The sequence below is a fragment of the Ruegeria sp. BE3 genome, assembly GCF_056538865.1.
In genome coordinates, this window is record NZ_JBQFTW010000005.1 from 1 (window position 1) to 17,876 (window position 17,876).

At 59.6% G+C, this 17,876-nt stretch carries 16 protein-coding genes; 12 read left to right on the forward strand and 4 right to left on the reverse strand.

Annotated elements, in window-relative coordinates:
- Both ACR0AZ_RS12965 and ACR0AZ_RS12970 read left to right on the forward strand, forming a co-directional pair.
- A partial coding sequence (locus ACR0AZ_RS12965) for a maleate cis-trans isomerase family protein (protein WP_480667614.1) occupies positions 1–555 on the forward strand: 555 nt, incomplete at its 5' end.
- 44 nt (positions 556–599) lie between these two features.
- Positions 600–1,289, forward strand: coding sequence for a GntR family transcriptional regulator (locus ACR0AZ_RS12970; RefSeq protein ID WP_480667615.1), 690 nt, complete (start codon positions 600–602; stop codon positions 1,287–1,289).
- Positions 1,290–1,531: 242 nt separating this feature from the next.
- On the opposite strand, the gene ACR0AZ_RS12975 is transcribed toward ACR0AZ_RS12970, so the two are convergent.
- The 4 genes from ACR0AZ_RS12975 to ACR0AZ_RS12990 are packed head-to-tail and all read right to left on the reverse strand — an operon-like array spanning position 1,532 to position 6,592.
- Positions 1,532–2,095 carry a sarcosine oxidase subunit gamma gene (locus tag ACR0AZ_RS12975; protein ID WP_480667616.1) on the reverse strand — a complete coding sequence of 188 codons (564 nt, stop codon included), beginning with the start codon at positions 2,093–2,095 and terminating at the stop codon, positions 1,532–1,534.
- Positions 2,088–5,042 carry a sarcosine oxidase subunit alpha family protein gene (locus ACR0AZ_RS12980; protein WP_480667617.1) on the reverse strand — a complete coding sequence of 985 codons (2,955 nt, stop codon included), beginning with the start codon at positions 5,040–5,042 and terminating at the stop codon, positions 2,088–2,090. The genes ACR0AZ_RS12975 and ACR0AZ_RS12980 overlap by 8 nt, the downstream gene beginning before the upstream one ends.
- Positions 5,039–5,329 (reverse strand): sarcosine oxidase subunit delta, encoded by a 291-nt coding sequence (locus tag ACR0AZ_RS12985; protein WP_480472295.1) that lies wholly within the window; start codon positions 5,327–5,329, stop codon positions 5,039–5,041. The genes ACR0AZ_RS12980 and ACR0AZ_RS12985 overlap by 4 nt, the downstream gene beginning before the upstream one ends.
- A gap of 12 nt (positions 5,330–5,341) precedes the next feature.
- Positions 5,342–6,592, reverse strand: a complete 1,251-nt coding sequence (locus ACR0AZ_RS12990; RefSeq protein ID WP_480472294.1) for a sarcosine oxidase subunit beta family protein — start codon at positions 6,590–6,592, stop codon at positions 5,342–5,344.
- A 372-nt stretch (positions 6,593–6,964) separates the two neighbouring features.
- On the opposite strand from ACR0AZ_RS12990, the gene ACR0AZ_RS12995 reads away from it, so the two are divergent.
- From ACR0AZ_RS12995 to ACR0AZ_RS13040, 10 genes are all read left to right on the forward strand, one after another.
- A complete protein-coding gene (locus ACR0AZ_RS12995) occupies positions 6,965–7,990 on the forward strand; it encodes an ABC transporter ATP-binding protein (protein WP_480667618.1) in 1,026 nt (341 codons plus the stop codon).
- A complete protein-coding gene (locus ACR0AZ_RS13000) occupies positions 7,978–9,075 on the forward strand; it encodes an ABC transporter ATP-binding protein (RefSeq protein WP_480667619.1) in 1,098 nt (365 codons plus the stop codon). Before ACR0AZ_RS12995 ends, ACR0AZ_RS13000 begins: the two co-directional genes overlap by 13 nt.
- The gene (locus tag ACR0AZ_RS13005) at positions 9,072–10,583 is read left to right on the forward strand and encodes an ABC transporter substrate-binding protein (RefSeq protein WP_480472291.1); all 1,512 of its coding nucleotides are present in this window, start codon (positions 9,072–9,074) and stop codon (positions 10,581–10,583) included. Before ACR0AZ_RS13000 ends, ACR0AZ_RS13005 begins: the two co-directional genes overlap by 4 nt.
- 61 nt (positions 10,584–10,644) lie before the next feature.
- Positions 10,645–11,589: an ABC transporter permease gene (locus tag ACR0AZ_RS13010; protein ID WP_480472290.1), complete on the forward strand. Its 945-nt coding sequence runs from the start codon at positions 10,645–10,647 to the stop codon at positions 11,587–11,589.
- A 1-nt stretch (position 11,590) separates the two neighbouring features.
- A complete protein-coding gene (locus tag ACR0AZ_RS13015; protein WP_480472289.1) occupies positions 11,591–12,454 on the forward strand; it encodes an ABC transporter permease in 864 nt (287 codons plus the stop codon).
- A gap of 18 nt (positions 12,455–12,472) precedes the next feature.
- Positions 12,473–14,266, forward strand: coding sequence for a gamma-glutamyltransferase family protein (locus ACR0AZ_RS13020; protein ID WP_480472288.1), 1,794 nt, complete (start codon positions 12,473–12,475; stop codon positions 14,264–14,266).
- Position 14,267: 1 nt separating this feature from the next.
- The gene (locus tag ACR0AZ_RS13025) at positions 14,268–15,017 is read left to right on the forward strand and encodes a DUF1028 domain-containing protein (RefSeq protein WP_480472287.1); all 750 of its coding nucleotides are present in this window, start codon (positions 14,268–14,270) and stop codon (positions 15,015–15,017) included.
- Between the two features lie 3 nt (positions 15,018–15,020).
- Positions 15,021–15,854 (forward strand): sulfite exporter TauE/SafE family protein, encoded by an 834-nt coding sequence (locus ACR0AZ_RS13030; RefSeq protein ID WP_480472286.1) that lies wholly within the window; start codon positions 15,021–15,023, stop codon positions 15,852–15,854.
- A gap of 2 nt (positions 15,855–15,856) precedes the next feature.
- Positions 15,857–16,576 (forward strand): FadR/GntR family transcriptional regulator, encoded by a 720-nt coding sequence (locus ACR0AZ_RS13035; RefSeq protein ID WP_480472285.1) that lies wholly within the window; start codon positions 15,857–15,859, stop codon positions 16,574–16,576.
- A 79-nt stretch (positions 16,577–16,655) separates the two neighbouring features.
- Positions 16,656–17,798, forward strand: a complete 1,143-nt coding sequence (locus ACR0AZ_RS13040; protein WP_480472284.1) for an NADH:flavin oxidoreductase/NADH oxidase — start codon at positions 16,656–16,658, stop codon at positions 17,796–17,798.
- Positions 17,799–17,876: the final 78 nt, after the last annotated feature.

Consider the following 17,876-nt stretch of genomic DNA (forward strand, 5'->3'; position numbering starts at 1 on the left):
CAGGATTTGGCGCGTGCCGCCGAAACCCTGCTGCCGGATGGCAGCCTGGATGTCATCAGCTATGCCTGCACTTCGGGCAGTCTTGTTCTGGGCGAAGACAAGGTGTTCGCTGAATTGCAAAAAGGCGCCCCGAACGCAGTGGCAAGCTCGCTGATCACGGCCGTGATCAATGCCCTGAATGCACTGTCCGTAAAAAAGGTCGCGGTGTGCACACCTTACCTGGATGAAGTAAACCGCCAGGAACAGACATATATGGAAGAACGCGGCTTTGAAGTGACCACGATCCGCGGTCTGAACCTCGAAAAAGACAGCGACATGATCCGCGTCCGTCCCGATGCCATCATGGAATTGGCACGATCCGTGGATTCGCTCGAGGCAGAGGCCGTCTTCATCAGCTGTGGCGCATTGCGTGCGGTCGAAATCGTCGATCAGCTTGAGGCCGAACTTGGCAAGCCGGTCGTCTGTTCGAATCAAGCCATGGCCTGGGATGTGTTGCGCCAAGCGGGCATCAAGGATCAGATTTCAGGATACGGACGGTTGTTGAGAGATTACTGATTGGCGGTCAGAAATGGTTAAGAACACGAGGAGGGATCAGAACAGTGACTATTGCAGATCCGGAAATCGCGGCGCCCCCAAAGGTGACTGTAGACGAGATCCAAGAGCAAATCCTGGAGCGCATTTGCTTTGCGTATTACCCACCGGGCGCTCAGTTGAAAGAGGCCGCGCTTGCCAAGGAATTCGGCGTCAGCAGAACACCTGTCAGAGATGCCATTGCGCGAATCGGACATCTTGGACTGATCGAAACCCGCAACGGGGTTGGTACAGTTGTCATTGAGCTTTCGGCAGAACGTGTCCGCCATCTCTATGAGATGAGGATGGAGCTGGCCCAGATGATCGGAACATTGTCGCCGATCACTGTTACAGCGCATCATCAGGAAGAAGCGCGCGCGATTTACGAAGATGCTGTTACGCTGCGAGAGCGGCTGGACTCTCAGGAATATGTAAAACTGAACCAACGGCTGCAGGCACTGATCGCATCTCTGATCGGAAACCGCTCGCTGCGCGAGTTCTGGAACCAGGCATATTTCCAGTCGTCCAGCGTCTGGCATCGCATGGAACAGATTGTTGGCATCGTCGCTTATGACGCTGTGGTTCAGGAAACCTTTGATCTGGCGAAAGCGCTAGAGCGTGAAGACATTGCCGCCGTCGGGTTTCTACAGAGAATCTACATAGGCTATGCTTTTCAACTGATTGAAAAGCACCTGTTGAACCCACAAAAAAGAGATTGAAATTGGCCGCGCTGACCGGCTCTTCGGGCCGACGCTATCGGCTAAGCCCATCAAGGCGAGAGATCTGGACCAGTTGCTCGTTGCCACAGGTCTGAACTGCGTTTTCCGAGCCCATCCAAAGCAATACCGTCTTCGCTCACATACTGGATCGTGCAATGCTTGGACTTGCGCCGATCAGTAACCGGCGCGCGAAAAAGTCGACGCGGGCGGGCAGCGACGATACGCTGCCCTCAGGCTGACGCTCAGGCGATGGATTTCGCCGCCGCCAGCAGACCATGATGAAGGGATCCTGCTGAAGACCTGGGACCGATGACAGCCACATGATCGTCTGCCAGCTTCCACAGGAAGACGCCCAGATGCTCAGCCGTGGTACGGATCGCCGCGCCCTGTTCCATCGTGCGAACCGGGGCATTGGTCAGCCGTTCGAACAAGTCGGACAAGGCAACACCTTGCACATCGAACCGGCACCATCCGTCGGTCTGCTCAGCAACCGAGGCTGCATCACCGGTGATTTGTTTCAGCTCAGATGCCAGCAGCTCGTGGCTGTAATGAGGTGCCGTGACCATCCACTGATCCGGCCCCATCCAAAACACGGCATAGGGTGCCGCCACGGCGGATTGACCAATTTCGGGCAATCTCACACCAATCTTGTCGGCCAGTGCATTTTGCACGGCACCTGCCTGATCTGTCCGTGCGGCGACCGAGGCCAGCGCCTGATCCACTACTTCGGTGATGGTGATCGTACCGATGGTATCGACGCGCGGTGTGTCGCCACCCAGCGGGGTGATGGGTTTCAGTTTATGCACGAAGCTTCTCCCCTTCTGGGTCCACGAAATGAGCGCTGACGATTTCGACCATGATCTCTTGTCCTTCCAGCGGGTTCACAAGGCGCAGCTTTTCGCCCTTGCGATCAAACCCGCCTTTGACGAAGCCCAACCCGATTGAGCTTTCAAGGATCGGCGAATAGGCCGCCGAGGTGACATAGCCCTGATCATGGGCTGCATCGACCGGCCCGGTGGCGTTCATCAGATGCCCGCCCGCTGGCACGGTGTCCTTGGCATCTACCGGTTTCAATCCGACCAGTGCCAGCGCATCCGGAGTATTCATCCCTTCACGGCGGCTGAGCACATTGCCGATGCAGTCTTTCTTCGTGCTGACCATACGGCCCAGTCCAAGGTTCAGCGCGGTGGTTGTGCCGTTCAGTTCGTTGCCCGCAGCGTGGCCCTTTTCGATCCGCATGACGCCTAGCGCCTCGGTACCGTAAGGCACGATGTCGAATTCTTCGCCCGCCTCCATCAGCGCGCGCATCAGCGCGTCGCCATAGCGTGTGGGTACAGCGATCTCATAAGCCAGCTCGCCCGAGAACGAGATCCGGAACAGCCGCGCACGACAACCACCGCACACGGTGATCTCACCGCAGGCCATGAAGGGGAACGCCTCGTTCGAGATGTCAAACTCGGGATCCACGATCTTCTGCAGCAGTTTGCGGCTGTTTGGTCCGGCCACGGCATACTGCGCCCAGGCCTCGGTGGTCGAGATTAGCTGAACATCCATATCCGGGTACAAACACTGGCGCACGAATTCCATGTTGCGATAGACCAGAACCGCGTTGGCGGTGGTCGTGGTCACGACAAAATGGTCCTCGGCCAAACGCGCGGCGGTGCCGTCGTCATATGCTACGCCATCTTCGCGCAACATCAGGCCATAGCGCACTTTGCCCACAGGCAGTTTGGCGAAGCCGTTGGCGTAGATCGTGTTCAGGAAAGCCGCGGCATCCGCGCCCTGCACATCGATCTTGCCCAGTGTGGTCACATCACAGACACCGACTGAGTTACGGGTCTGCAGAACCTCGCGGTCCACCGATTGCCGCCAATGGGTTTCGCCCTTGCGGGGGAACCATTGTGCACGCAGCCAGTTGCCGACTTCAACAAACACCGCGCCCTGTTCCTCGGCCCATTTGTGGCTGGGTGTCAGGCGGGTCGGGTGGAATTCCTTACCGACCGCGCGGCCACCAAAGGCCCCCATCGCCACCGGCGTATAGGGTGGGCGAAAAATCGTCGTGCCGGTTTCCGGGATCGATTTGCCCGTCAGTTCCGCCATCACCGCCAGAGCACCAACGTTCGAGGTTTTACCCTGATCCGTGGCCATACCCAGTGTGGTGTAACGTTTCAGGTGTTCGACCGAAGTGAAGTTCTCCTGATGCGCCAGCTTCACATCCTTGGCGGTCACATCGTTCTGATAATCCAGCCAAGCGCGTTTGGCACCTTTGACATGCCAGAACGGCGTGATCGAAACAGGCGCATCCGCTGCAGCGGGCAGATCAGCAGGTGTTGCCGTAATCCCCAGATCTCCTAGCGCAGTCACTGCTGCCGCCGCACCGCCTTGTAGTGCAGCATCGGTGGTCAGTTCACCCTTGGCCGCACCAGCAACGGTCTGGCCAAGGGGCAGACCCTCGCCTGGAATAAAGGCATGGATATCATCGTTCCAGACCGGGCGACCGCGCTGATGGCAGGTCAGGCCCAGGTTCGGGTTCCAACCGCCGGACATCGCCAGCGCCTCGCAATGCAGATCGCGGGTGTAACCTTTGTCGGTGCGCACCTGCACCGAGGTCAATCCAAGGCGGCCCGATGTGTTGATGATCTCGGCCCCTTTCAGAACTTCGGTGCCCTCAACATCGGGCGCGTCGGGACGCGTATCGACAATGGCCGGAACCTTGACGCCCTGTGCCATCAGATCGCGCGCCGTCTGATGCGCATCATCGTTGTTTGCAAACACCACAACCGATTGTGCGGGCGTCGCGGCCCAGCGGTTGGCGTAGGCCCGTACCGCTCCGGCCAGTAGAATGCCGGGCCGATCGTTGTTCTCGAACGCAATCGGACGTTCGATTGCTCCGGTCGCAATCAACGCGCGCTTGGAGTAGATCCGCCACAAGGTCTGACGCGGCTTGTCCGCCTCGGGCTCAATCAGGTGATCCGCGTTGCGTTCGACCGCGCCATAGATGCCGTGATCATAGGCACCAAAGACAGTCGTGCGCGGCATCACCCGCACATTCTGCATCGACGCCAGCTCTGCCAGAGTCTGCGCAACCCAGTCGGTTCCAGAGATATCGGCTAGAGCCCCAGTCTCGGCAATCAGACGCCCGCCCATACGGAAATCCTCATCCGCCAGAATGACCTGGGCACCCGCACGTCCAGCAGTCAGCGCCGCTGCCAGACCCGCCGGACCCGCGCCGACGATCAACAGATCGCAGTGCAGAAAGCCCTTGTCATAATGATCCGGGTCATCTTCTCCGGTCAGGCTACCCAGACCGGCGGCTTTGCGGATGATCGGTTCATACAGCTTTTCCCAGAACGCCTTGGGCCACATAAACGTCTTGTAGTAGAAACCCGCGGTCAGGAAGTTCGAGAACCGGTCGTTGATCGCCATGAAGTCGCGTTCCAGCGACGGCCAGCGGTTTTGCGAATTGGCACTCAGCCCGCCATAGAGCTCGACCACGGTCGCGCGGGTGTTGGGCTCCTGCCGTCCGCCCGAGCGCAGCTCGACCAGCGCATTAGGTTCTTCACTACCCGAGGTCAGCGGCCCGCGCGGGCGGTGGTATTTGAACGACCGCCCCATCAGCCGCACGCCATTGGCGAGCAAGGCCGAGGCCAATGTGTCGCCTTCAAACCCCTGATAAGACTTGCCGTCGAATTTGAAACTCAGGCTGGCGTCACGGTTGATCAGGCCACCGTTCAGACGATTGCGTTGTGTCATTGGGCAGCCTTCCTTGCGGTTTTGGCGACATCGCGCGCCAGCTCGACGTTCAGAATTTCATGGGTCACCGTGTTGCGGGTCACCACCAGCCACGACCGGTCGCCCTGTTCGTGGAACCACAATTCACGATGTTCGCCCGCGGGGTTGTCGCGCAGGTAGAGGTAATCGTGAAACGCCTGCGCCGCATTCTCAGCCTGCCAGTCGGGCCGGTTGATGAGGGACGCATCGCCCAGATAAGTGAACTCCTGCGCGTCGCGCGGGCCAAGCAAAGGATGGTTGATAATCATCTGATAAGCCCCTCAGTGCAGGTTCGGTTGGGCGCCCTGCCCTTTTTCATCGATCATGTGCCCGGTCATGAACCGGTCCAACCGATAGGCGGTCGCGGTTTCGTGCGGACGGTCGGTTTTCAGAAGATGGGCAAAGCAATAGCCGGACGCCGGCGTTGCCTTGAAGCCGCCGTAGCACCAGCCACCATTGAAATAGAGCCCATCGATATGCGTCTTGTCGATAAAGGGCGAGCCATCCATGGACATATCCATGATACCACCCCAGCTGCGCAGCAGGCGCGCGCGACCCAAAGCAGGGATCAGCGACATGCCGCTTTCGATCACGTCCTCGACCACCGGCAGATTGCCCCGTTGCGCATATGAATTGTACATATCCAGATCGCCACCGAACACCAGACCGCCCTTGTCGGACTGGCTGCAATAGAAGTGACCCGCCCCATAGGTGATCACGCCGGGGATGAAGGGCTTGAGCCCCTCTGAGACAAAAGCCTGCAACACGTGGCTTTCGATCGGCAGGCGCATCCCGGCCTTCTCCATCACGCGGCTGGAACTGCCTGCCACGGCGACGCCGACCTTCTTGGCACCGATGAAGCCGCGGGACGTGTCGACCCCAAGGACCTTACCGTTTTCGATACGGAAGCCCGTGACTTCACAATTCTGGATAATGTCGACGCCGCGCATATCCGCGCCACGCGCATACCCCCAGGCCACCGCATCGTGACGCACCGTGCCGCCCCGACGATGAAGCAATCCGCCTTTGATCGGGAACCGCGCGTCGTTGAAGTTCAGGAACGGATACATCGCGCGGACGCCTTCGGTATCCAACAGCTCGGCATCGGATCCATTCAGGATCATCGCATTGCCCCGACGCCGCGCCGCATCCCGCTGCGCGTCGGAATGCACGAGGTTCAGAATACCGCGTTGGCTGACCATCGCGTTGTAATTGAAATCCTGCTCGAGGTTTTCCCACAGTTTCAGCGAAAACTCATAGAACGGTTCATTGCCGTCCAGCAAATAGTTCGACCGGACAATCGTCGTGTTCCGACCGACATTTCCCCCACCGATCCAGCCTTTTTCCAGAACCGCGATACGGGCCCCACCGAATTCCTTGGCAAGATAGTAGGCAGTCGCCAGACCATGTCCGCCACCTCCGACGATGATATAGTCGTAAGCATCCGCAGGCGCCGGGTCACGCCATTGCGGACCCCAACCCTTGTGGCCGGTCATAGCCTCCTTGAAAAGTCGCAGAGCTGAAAAACGCATGAAGGCTCCTGTTCGTTGCAGTCTTTGGTTTGCACCCAACTCGGCTTGTGTTGCAGATGCTGTTTCGGACAGAATCCATTTCAGAACCGACAAACTTGGGCATCGCCCTAAAAAGACCCGCGCCTGAGCTTCGGACAGAACCTGTTTTTGCCTGCCAAAAAGAGAGCCGGGAGCGCGCGACGACCTGCATATAGAAAACCGGTTTTCGAAAGGGCAACTGCATCTGCCGAAGGAATAAGTCGAAAGCGAAGGTCATCCGACGCTATCGGCGAGATATGATCCTGATGGTGAAAAAGCAGCAATGATGCATTGACAACTGCGCTCCAAAATTGCAACCAATTACATATTGGTTTATTATAAAGGTTGCGAGCTGTGCCCAACCAAAACCCCAACGCCAAGTCTGACTCGTCAGTCGAGATCCTGAAGCTGTCTGACTTCAGCCTCTCGTTTCGCGGCCAACCCGCATCAGCCGTGGATGGTTTGGACCTGTCGGTATCTGCTGGCGAGACTTTGTGCATCGTGGGTGAATCCGGATGCGGAAAATCCGTCACCGCCATGGCCCTGATGGGGCTGCTGCAGCGTGACGTCATCGATATTCCGTCTGGCCTTCTGGAGTTTGAAGGTCGGTCATATGACCTGCGCACCGAACAGCTGGACGGCGCGACACGAGGCGATCGCATGGCGATGATCTTTCAGGAACCGATGACCTCGCTCAACCCCGCCTTCAGGATAGGCGATCAGATCACCGAGGCCGTTTTACATCACCGCAACTGCAACCGAGACGAAGCTGACGCAAGCGCTTTGGCCATGCTGCGCCGCGTTGGCATCCCAGCCCCGGAACAGCGGTTGAACGAATACCCTCACCAGCTTTCCGGTGGCATGCGGCAGCGTGTGATGATCGCGATGGCGCTGATCAATAACCCCTCGCTGCTGATCGCGGACGAACCGACAACGGCGTTGGATGTCACCATCCAGGCGCAGATCCTCGATCTTGTCCGAGAGCTTCAAACAGAAACCGGAATGGGAACCTTGTTCATCACCCACGATCTGGGTGTGGTGGCTGAAATCGCGACGAATGTGGCTGTCATGTATGGGGGCCAGATCGTCGAGAGCGGCCCTGTCGACGCGGTATTCGACGATCCGCAGCACCCCTATACCATCGGCCTTATGAGCTCGGTCCCGCGGATGGCAGGATCGCGGGATCGGCTGATCACCGTGCCCGGAACCGTGCCGTCTATGGCCGATATGCCTACTGGATGCCGGTTTCGCACGCGCTGCCCCTTTGCCACTGGCGAGTGTGCAGACCGCCCGATCTTGTCAGAGATGGGTTCCGAACATGCGGTTGCCTGCCACTACGCCCCACTGGAACAGCTCAAGGGGGTCAGATGCGCGATGTAATCCTTGAGGCGCGGAACCTCACACGCCATTTCACACTGGGTGCCGGGCTGTTCGAACGCAAAACCAGAGTGCGCGCGGTCGATGGCGTTTCGCTGTCGGTGCGCAAGGGTGAAACCTTTGCGATTGTCGGTGAATCGGGGTGCGGAAAATCGACGCTTGCGCGCCTTTTGATGCGGCTGGATCGGCCGACCTCTGGCCAGGTCCTGTTTGAGGGGCGGGAGGTTCAGGACCTCGCCCGTCGCGAAATGGCCCCTTTGCGCCAGCAGATGCAGTTCGTCTTCCAGGACCCATTCTCGTCGCTGAATCCGCGCATGACCGTCGGCAAGCTGGTGGGCGAACCGCTGGAGGTGCATGCGCCTGAATTGGACGAGACCGCGCGCCGTGAAAAGGTGGCTACGTTGCTGGCTCAGGTTGGGTTGTTGCCGGACCACGCCAACCGCTATCCGCACGAATTCTCAGGCGGTCAAAGACAGCGGATCGGCATCGCCCGCGCGCTGGCTTCAGGACCAAGGTTGTTGATCGGGGATGAACCGGTCTCGGCATTGGATGTGTCGGTACAGGCGCAGGTGATCAATCTGTTGAATGACCTGAAACAGGATCTGGATCTGACCCTTGTGATCATCGCCCATGATCTGGCCGTGATCCGTCACATGAGCGATCGCATCGCCGTGATGTATCTGGGTAAGGTGGTCGAAACTGGCCCTGCCGATCAGGTTTTCGAAGAACCGCGCCATCCGTATACGCATGCCCTATTGTCCGCGATACCGGAACCCGAGCCGGGCCGCGACCGTGATCACATGGCGCTTAGAGGCGAAACGCCCAGTCCATCGTCTCCGCCATCGGGTTGCCGGTTTCACACCCGTTGCCCCTTTGCACAGGACGATTGCCGAGCCCAGACTCCGGTTCTTGACGATGCGGATTCGCATCATCACGTCGCCTGCCATCACTGGAAAAACATACCAGAGGCCGGAAAACCGGCCCCGCCCCGACGCCGCAGCGCCGGAGCAGAAGAGCGGTTCGCGCTGTATCGCGCGGCTGTCCAATCTCCCCAGGCTTCTGCCAAAAACAGAGAGGAAATATCATGAATGTCTTGAAAACCGGTCTTGTGGCCGGATTACTCGGCGCGACTGCCCTCAGCGCACAGGCCGCCGATCTGCGCATCGCCCTGCAATCGGACGCCGATGTGCTCGACCCTGATCAGTCCCGTACGTTCGTGGGACGCATTGTCTACGCCTCACTCTGCGACAAGCTGGTCGACATCACCCCCGATCTGGAGCTGATCCCACAACTCGCCACCGGTTGGGAATGGAGCGAGGACGGCACGTCCCTGACCATGACCCTGCGCGAAGGCGTGGTGTTCCATGACGGCACGCCCTTCAACGCACAAGCCGTGGCCGACAATATCGACCGCTCGCAGAACCTTGAGGAATCGCGCCGCAAGTCAGAACTGAAGTCGGTGACCGGAGTTGATGTGGTCGATGACTATACGGTTCGCTTCAACATGGCCGCGCCTGATGCAACTCTGCTGGCGCAATTCGCCGACCGTTCGGGCATGATGGTCTCTCCAACCGCTGCGAAAGCTGCTGGTGCAGATTTCGGGCTGAACCCAGTGTGCTCTGGCCCGTTCAAGTTTAAGGAGCGTGTGGCCCAGGACCGGATCGCGCTGGAGCGCTTCCCGGATTACTGGAACGCGGATCAGATCCACTTTGACAGTGTCACTTTCCTGCCGATCCCCGACACCACCGTACGTCTGGCCAACCTGCAATCCGGTGACATCGACATGCTGGAGCGTCTGGCCGCGACTGATCTGACGCAGGCCGAAGGAGATGCAGGCATTAATGTCGAGAGCGCTGTTTCACTTGGCTATCAGGGCATAACGATCAACGTGAACAACGGAGACAAGGGCGATAATCCCTGGGGCAACGACAAACGTCTCCGTCAGGCGCTAAGCTATGCGTTGGATCGTGACGCGATCAATCAGGTCGTGTTTGAAGGCGCCTTTGCGCCGGGCAATCAGCCCTTCCCACCCACATCACCGTGGTATGACGCCGACCATCCGGTGCCTGCACGCGATATAGACAAAGCCAAAGCGCTGCTGACCGAGGCGGGCTATCCTGATGGGATCGACCTTGAGGTTCAGGTCCCCAACACCACCGTCCCTCTGCAACTGATGCAGGTCGTTCAGGCCATGGCCGCCGAGGCCGGGATCAATATCGAGATCACGTCCAAAGAGTTCGCCACACTGCTCGCCGATCAGAGCGCTGGCGACTATCAGGCCAGCCAGATCGGATGGTCGGGCCGCGTGGACCCGGATGGCAATATCCATCAGTTCATGACCACCGGCGGCGGCATCAATGACAGCCACTATTCGGACCCGAAAGTGGACGAGATGCTGAACAATGCCCGTGCCTCAACAGACTTTGACGCACGCAAGGCTGAATATGACGCCGCGCGGGACATTCTGGCAGCGGATATGCCCATCGTTTACCTCTATCACCAGACATGGATCTGGGCACTGGATGATGGGCTCAAAGGCTTCAACCCCTATCCTGACGGCATGATCCGTCTGGAAGGCGTGAAGCTGGAGAAATAAGCCACTCACGGCCTGCCCGGCCTTTTGGCCGGGCGGGTTCCTTTGATCGAAAGCCCAAGCCATGTTGTCTTTCATTCTGCGTCGCATCCTGATTGCGATACCGACAATCCTGCTGATCTCGATCTTCGTTTTCAGCCTGCAAAAGCTGCTGCCCGGCGATCCCGTGCTGGCGATGGCAGGCGAAGAGCGTGATCCGGAAGTGCTGGAGTTCCTGCGCGAGAAATATCGCCTGAACGATCCGATCCCAGTGCAATACCTGACCTGGGTTGGCAACGCGTTGCAGGGCGATCTGGGGATTTCGCTGCGCACCAATCAGCCAGTGACCGAACTGATTGCAGAAAAGCTGCCGGTGACGATCCAGCTTGCCATTATGGCCATCCTGTTTGCGCTTGTGATCGGAATCCCGGCGGGCATCTTGTCGGCGGTGAAAAAGGGGACTGTCACAGACTACGTGGCCAACATCGTGGCGCTGTCCGGACTATCCATTCCGAATTTCTGGCTGGGGATCATGCTGATCCTGCTTGTTTCGGTAAAGCTCGACCTGTTGCCCGCCTCGGGTTACGTACCCTTGTCTGAGGATCCGGTGAAATCCATCACCACCATGCTGATGCCCGCCTTTGTGCTGGGGACCGCACTGGCGGCAACGCTGATGCGACATACGCGGTCGGCCATGCTGGGCGTGCTGAAATCAGACTACGTGCGCACTGCCCGCGCCAAGGGTTTGCACGAACGCCGGGTCGTCCTGAAACACGCCTTCCGCAATGCGCTGACGCCGATTGTGACCCTGACCGCACTGCTGTTCGGCGAGCTGATCGCCGGAGCGGTCCTGACCGAACAAATCTTTACCATCCCAGGTTTCGGCAAGATGGTCGTCGATGCCGTGTTCAACCGCGATTATGCCGTGGTGCAGGGCATCGTATTGGTCACCGCTGTGGGTTTCATCGTGATGAACTTGCTCGCAGACGTGGCCTATGTGCTGCTCAACCCGCGCCTGAGGGCTGCCTGACATGACCGTTGCCGATCCTATCCTGTCTCGTCGTCCCGAAAACCGTGTGTGGAAGAAATTCCGCACCCACAAAAGCGCCATGCTGGGCGGCTTTCTTGTCACCTTCTTTGTGTTGATTGCCCTACTGGCCCCGATCCTGCCGGTGCCTGATCCGGCGGCCACCGATTGGGGCGCGGTGCGCAAACCACCAACCGCCGCTCATCCGTTTGGTACAGATGAAATCGGGCGCGACGTGCTGGCCCGGATGATCTGGGGGGCGCAAGCCTCGCTTCTGGCTGGGGTGGTTTCCGTTGGGATCGCGGTGATGCTGGGCGTACCTCTGGGCATCATCGCCGGGTATTTCGGTGGATGGGCCGACGCCATCATCTCACGCTGCACCGAGGCGCTGCTGGCTGCGCCTTTCCTGATCCTTGCGATCGCATTGGCGGCCTTTCTAGGGCCATCACTGACCAACGCGATGATTGCCATCGGTCTGTCAGCGACCCCGATCTTCATCCGGCTGACCCGCGGACAAGTGTTATCGGTCCGGGCTGAGGATTATGTGACCTCGGCCCGCGCCATCGGATTGCCCACGGCGAAGATCCTCAGCCGCTACATCTTTCCCAACGTGCTGCCACCGGTGCTGGTGCAGGCCACGCTCACCATCGCCACCGCGATCATCGCGGAGGCGTCGTTGTCCTTCCTCGGCCTCGGCCAACAACCTCCAGCACCCAGCTGGGGATCGATGCTGAATACGGCCAAGAACTTCCTCAACCAGGCCCCATGGATGGCCATGTGGCCGGGCATCGCGATCTTCCTCGTTGTGCTGGGGTTCAACCTTCTGGGCGACGGGCTGCGCGATGCGCTTGACCCGCGCGAACACTGAATTTCGGAGACAAAGAACATGTCAGATTTCACCACCCGCCCCGAGATCCGAGGCACCTTCGGAGTCGTCACCTCGACCCATTGGATCGCCTCGGCTGTGGGCTTTGGCATTCTGGAAAAGGGTGGCAACGCCTTTGACGCCGCAGTTGCCACGGCAATGACCTTGCAAGTGGTTGAGCCGCATCTGAACGGCCCGGCAGGCGACATGCCCGCGATTTTCCACTCGGCCAAAACCGGCAAGACCGAGGTGCTGTGTGCGCAAGGTCCCGCCCCCGCTGCTGCGACAATCGAACACTATACCGGGTTGGGTCTGAATCTGATCCCCGGTTCTGGTCTGTTGGCCACAGTGATCCCCGGAGCCTTCGATGGTTGGATGCTGATGCTGCGCGATCATGGCTCACTGCCGCTACGCGATGTGATGGCGCCCGCTATCGCCTACGCGCGCGACGGGCACCCTGTGCTTCCGCGCGTGGCGCATACCATCAACGGTCTTTCAGATTTCTTTGAAGACGAATGGCCTACATCCGCAGAAACCTGGATGCCGGACGGCAAAGCCCCCGAGCCGCACAGCAACTTTGCCAATCCGGCGCTGGCGGCGACCTATGAACGCCTTGTGACAGATGCCGAAGCTGCGCATAAAGATCGTCTGGAGCAGATCGATGCGGCGCGGCGCGTGTGGCGCGAAGGCTTTGTCGCGGATCGCATCTTCGAATATCTGGCCGATGCCAAGGTCATGGACGTGTCAGGCCAGCGCAACAGCGGGGTCATGGCGCGTAAGGACATGGCCGACTGGCAAGCAACCTACGAAGAGACACTCACCTACAACTACCACGGATGGACCGTTCATAAGACTCACGCCTGGAGTCAGGGGCCGGTCTTGTTGCAAGCTTTGGCCATCCTCAAGGGGATTGATCTGGGCGCAATGGACCCGAACGGGGCCGAGTTCGTGCACACGGTGATTGAGGCGATGAAACTCGCCTATGCAGATCGCGAGGCTTACTATGGTGATCCGGCGTATAGCGAAATCCCGATGGACTATATGCTAAGCGACGAATACGCCGCCCAGCGCCGCGCCATGATCGGCCCGGATGCATCACAGGATCAACGCCCGGGCCGGGTGCCCGGTTTTGAACACTTGGCAGACGCCTATGTCGCTCGCGCAGCGCGTGATTTCTCGGCCAGAACCGGGGCCAGCGCGGGTGAACCGACCATGTCGCATCTGACCGAGAAACGCGGTGACACCGTGCATCTGGACGTGATCGACCGCTGGGGGAACATGGTGTCGGCAACGCCGTCCGGGGGGTGGTTGCAAAGCTCACCCGTCATCCCGGGGCTGGGATTTCCGCTCAACAGCCGGGCACAGATGTTCTGGTTGGAACCTGGCTTGCCGACCTCGCTGGCACCCGGACGCAGGCCACGTACGACACTGACACCCAGCCTTGCGGAAAAGGACGGGGTCCAGCTGGTCTTCGGCACTCCCGGAGGAGATCAGCAGGACCAATGGCAATTGATCTGGTTCTTGCGTTTCGTGCATTTCGGGCTGGGGCTGCAGGAATGCATGGACGCGCCACTGTTCCATTCGATGCATTTTCAGGGCTCGTTCTATCCCCGCGCCACAGCGCCCGGCGAGATGATGATCGAGGAAACCTTTGGCGAGACCGTGATCGAGGACCTGCGCGCGCGCGGTCACAAGATCACCGTGGCCGAGCCCTGGACAGTTGGGCGCCTCACCGCAGCCCTTCGGGAAAAAGATGGAACCTTGCGCGCGGCGGCAACACCGCGGCTGATGCAGGCTTATGCAATAGGACGCTGACATGACGTATTCCCTGATCGCAAAAGACCCCGAGACCGGAGCCATCGGCCTGATCGTGGCCAGCCGCTTCTTCGCTTGCGGCGCGCGCGTTCCGTGCGTTGGTGCGCGCAGTGCGATTGCCTCTCAGGCGTTCTCGAACCCGGTCTGGGGAACCGAAGGGCTTAGGCGGCTTGAGGCGGGCGAAGCTGCGCAGGCGGTTCTGGATGATCTCGTCACCCGGGATTCAGGTCGGGACGCGCGACAAGCCCACCTAATGGACGCACAGGGCAACTTTGCGGCCTATACCGGGGCTGATTGCGTCGACTGGGCCGGGCATCGGCTCGGTGAGGCACATTCGGTTGCAGGCAACATGCTGGCTGGGCCGGATGTCGTGGACGCCACTTTCGAAACCTACGCCTCGGAAACCGGCCTGCCCTTTCCAGAACGCCTGATGGCGGCCATGGAGGCTGGCGAGCGCGCGGGGGGCGACAAACGCGGCAAACAGGCCGCCGGTCTTGTCATTCATCGCGGGCAATCGCATGCATGGCTGGATATGCGCAGCGACGACCACGCTGACCCTCTGGCCGAACTGCGCAGGCTTTATGATGTGGCTGCTGAGCGGTATCTACATTTTGCGGAGGCGATGCCCAGCGAGCAGAATTTCTCGGGCAATCCCGACCGGGGCGCGCTGGAAGAGGCGATTGCCCGCGCGGACGCGAAACGTCAGGCCGAAGGGCGGGTAAGCCGCTCGCTGGCCAGCGACCCCGCGTGAGATATGGGCGGGATTGACCTTTCCACTCTGGCAACGCTGATCGCCATCGCAGGTGCGGCCGGAGTGTTTGGTGGTATTCTGGCCGGTTTGCTGGGCGTTGGCGGAGGGATCGTTATCGTTCCGGCGCTTTACTTTGCCTTGTCATTGACCGGCAGCAATCCTGCACTGACGATGCAGGTTGCAGTGGGTACGTCGCTGGCAACCATCGTGTTCACGGCGCTGTCCTCAAGCTGGGGGCACTACAAGCGTGGGGCGTTGGACATGGCGCTGCTGAAACGCTGGGCCCCGGCCATTCTGGTTGGAGTGATCATTGGCGGCCTGCTTGGCGGCGTGGTCAGCGGCTATATTCTGGTCGCCGTCTTCGCGACGGTTGCTGCTCTAGTGGCGCTGGACATGATCTTTCGCAAACCCGGCAATAGCGGCCCGCCGCGCAGTTTTTCTCCGCGCGTCTGGGCTACGACCGGTGTGTTTGCCGGTGCGATTTCCGCGATGATGGGCATCGGTGGCGGTACTGTCTGCGTACCGGTTCTCAACTTTCTGGGCTACGACATCCGACGCGCGGTGGGCACCTCGGCGGCAATCGGCTTTGTCATCGGCCTGCCGGGCGCGCTGATCTATGCCGGAACAGGTCTGGGGCAATCCGGCTTGCCGCCTTTCTCCATCGGTTACGTCAATCTGGTCGCCGCAGCGCTGATCATCCCGCTGACAACCAGCTTTGCCCATGTGGGCGTCCGCATCGCGCACACGATTTCGCAACGTGCCTTACGCCTTGCCTTTGGTGCATTCCTGATGCTTACGTCTTTGCGCATGTTTTACGACCTGACCGGAGCGTTCTGAACTTGGGAAATTGTCCAACAGATACTGAGCTGACCGCCGCCCTGCGCGCTGGGATCGAAACCGGCGATTTCCTGAAGAACGGCAAGTTGCTGCCCGAACGCGCACTGGCCGAAGCGCTAACCGTTACCCGCGCCCGTATGCGTCGGATTCTGGATCAGCTCGAGGAAGAAGGCACCGTGTTTCGCAGGCACGGGCAAGGCACGTTCGTGTCACCACCCCCGGCCGTTGGCGCAAGCCCGTTCCGCGCCGTTGCAGCCAAGGTTATGCCCCGTGATGTCATGGAAGTACGTCTGGAGATTGAACCGGCATTGGCGGCATTAGCGGCACAACGCGCCTCGATCAAAGAATTGCGAACGCTTGAACAACTCATGCGGGCCACACTGGATGCTGCCGATACGCAGGCTTACGGGGTTGCCGATGATGTGTTTCACTACAAAATCGCGGAACTGGCTCACAATCCGTTGTTCCTGACGGTATATGACTCGATCCGCGCTGTACGGAAGCAGTCGGAATGGACACGTCAGCGCGAGACACAATATTCATCCGCGACTCTGGTACGCCTTGGCGAACAGCACGAACTGTTGTTCAGCAACATCGCATCACGCGACAGTCAGGCCGCCGCAGAGGTCATGCAATCGCATTTGCTTTCGGTATCAAACGCCATGCTACGAGACAGGACATATGCGCAAGCCGAGAACCTCACCGAGCAGCCAGAAGGTTAGCATGACCTTGGCGTCTTCCATCAGGTTTGGATGACCCCCTCTCGTCCACCCTCCTAATACAAGACAGAGACAGAGAAAGATGCCCACACTATTCAGCAGCTTTCACCTTCGTGATGTGACGTTCAAAAACCGTATCGCTGTCTCACCGATGAGCCAGTATCGCGCCGTGGAAGGCCGGGCCAATGACTGGCATCTTGTGCATCTGGGACGGTTTGCCATGGGCGGAGCGTCGCTGGTCTATGCTGAGGCGACGGCGGTGACCCGCGACGGGCGTCGCACGCCAGGGGATCTGGGCCTTTGGGACGACAGCCAGATTGAACCACTGAGGCGTATCGCTGAGTTTATCACGCGCGAAGGTGCGGTACCGGGCATCCAGCTGAGCCATGCGGGGCGCAAAGCATCCGAGCGACGGCCTTGGCACGGCGAAACGCCACTGGATGAGGAGGATGTAAGCGCACGCAACGAAGAGGCGTGGCCGGCCATTGCGCCATCTGCCCTCCCCTATGCCGAAGGTTGGCCGACGCCGCGGGAAATGACGCAAAGCGATATCGAAGCCGTCATTTCCGCATTTGGTTCCGCTGCGAGACGTGCCCATTCCGCCGGTTTCAAGGTGATCGAAATCTATGCGGCCCACGGCTTTCTGGTGCATCAGTTTTTGTCACCGGTGACCAATCAGAGACAGGACAGATGGGGCGGCAATGCAGAGAACCGAATGCGGTTTGCCGTTGAGGTCGCACGCGAAATCCGCAGAAACTGGCCCGAGGGTTTGCCACTGGCCTTTCGCCTGTCAGCGACCGATTGGCTGGAGTCGGGGCTGACCGTCGAGGACACGGTTGAGATCGCGGCAGCGCTCAAATCGGTGGGTGTCGACCTGATCGATTGCAGCTCGGGCGGGATCGGTGGCAAAGAGAGGCCGCAACGGATGACCATTGCACAAGGGTTTCAGGTGCCTTTCGCCGCGCAGATCAAGGCGCAGGCAGATATTCCCACCATGGCCGTCGGCTTTCTGTGGGACCCGAAGGTTTGCAACGCTGTCATAGAACGGGGCGACGCCGACATGATCGCCCTCGCACGTGAGCTGTTGGACGACCCCAACTGGCCCCTGCACTGTGCTGCGGAACTGGGGGAGGACACTGGTCACGCCCGCTGGCCCGTCGAGGCGGGCTGGTGGCTGATGAAGCGAGAGCGGCTGCTGTCCAAACTTGGTCTGCATCCGCTCTAGTCACCTGCCAGCAATCGGAATGCGATTGGTCCTGAATCCGGATTGCAGGTAAGACGACGGTAGCTAAAGCGCAATTTG

Excerpts from the sequence above, each read along its gene's own strand:
- ACR0AZ_RS13020 (WP_480472288.1), top strand. The coding sequence starts at position 12,473 with ATGTCAGATTTCACCACCCGCCCCGAGATCCGAGGCACCTTCGGAGTC.
- ACR0AZ_RS12990 (WP_480472294.1), bottom strand. The coding sequence starts at position 6,592 with ATGCGTTTTTCAGCTCTGCGACTTTTCAAGGAGGCTATGACCGGCCAC.
- ACR0AZ_RS12980 (WP_480667617.1), bottom strand. The coding sequence starts at position 5,042 with ATGACACAACGCAATCGTCTGAACGGTGGCCTGATCAACCGTGACGCC.
- ACR0AZ_RS12985 (WP_480472295.1), bottom strand. The coding sequence starts at position 5,329 with ATGATTATCAACCATCCTTTGCTTGGCCCGCGCGACGCGCAGGAGTTC.
- ACR0AZ_RS13040 (WP_480472284.1), top strand. The coding sequence starts at position 16,656 with ATGCCCACACTATTCAGCAGCTTTCACCTTCGTGATGTGACGTTCAAA.
- ACR0AZ_RS13005 (WP_480472291.1), top strand. The coding sequence starts at position 9,072 with ATGAATGTCTTGAAAACCGGTCTTGTGGCCGGATTACTCGGCGCGACT.
- ACR0AZ_RS13010 (WP_480472290.1), top strand. The coding sequence starts at position 10,645 with ATGTTGTCTTTCATTCTGCGTCGCATCCTGATTGCGATACCGACAATC.
- ACR0AZ_RS13000 (WP_480667619.1), top strand. The coding sequence starts at position 7,978 with ATGCGCGATGTAATCCTTGAGGCGCGGAACCTCACACGCCATTTCACA.
- ACR0AZ_RS13030 (WP_480472286.1), top strand. The coding sequence starts at position 15,021 with ATGGGCGGGATTGACCTTTCCACTCTGGCAACGCTGATCGCCATCGCA.
- ACR0AZ_RS13025 (WP_480472287.1), top strand. The coding sequence starts at position 14,268 with ATGACGTATTCCCTGATCGCAAAAGACCCCGAGACCGGAGCCATCGGC.
- ACR0AZ_RS13015 (WP_480472289.1), top strand. The coding sequence starts at position 11,591 with ATGACCGTTGCCGATCCTATCCTGTCTCGTCGTCCCGAAAACCGTGTG.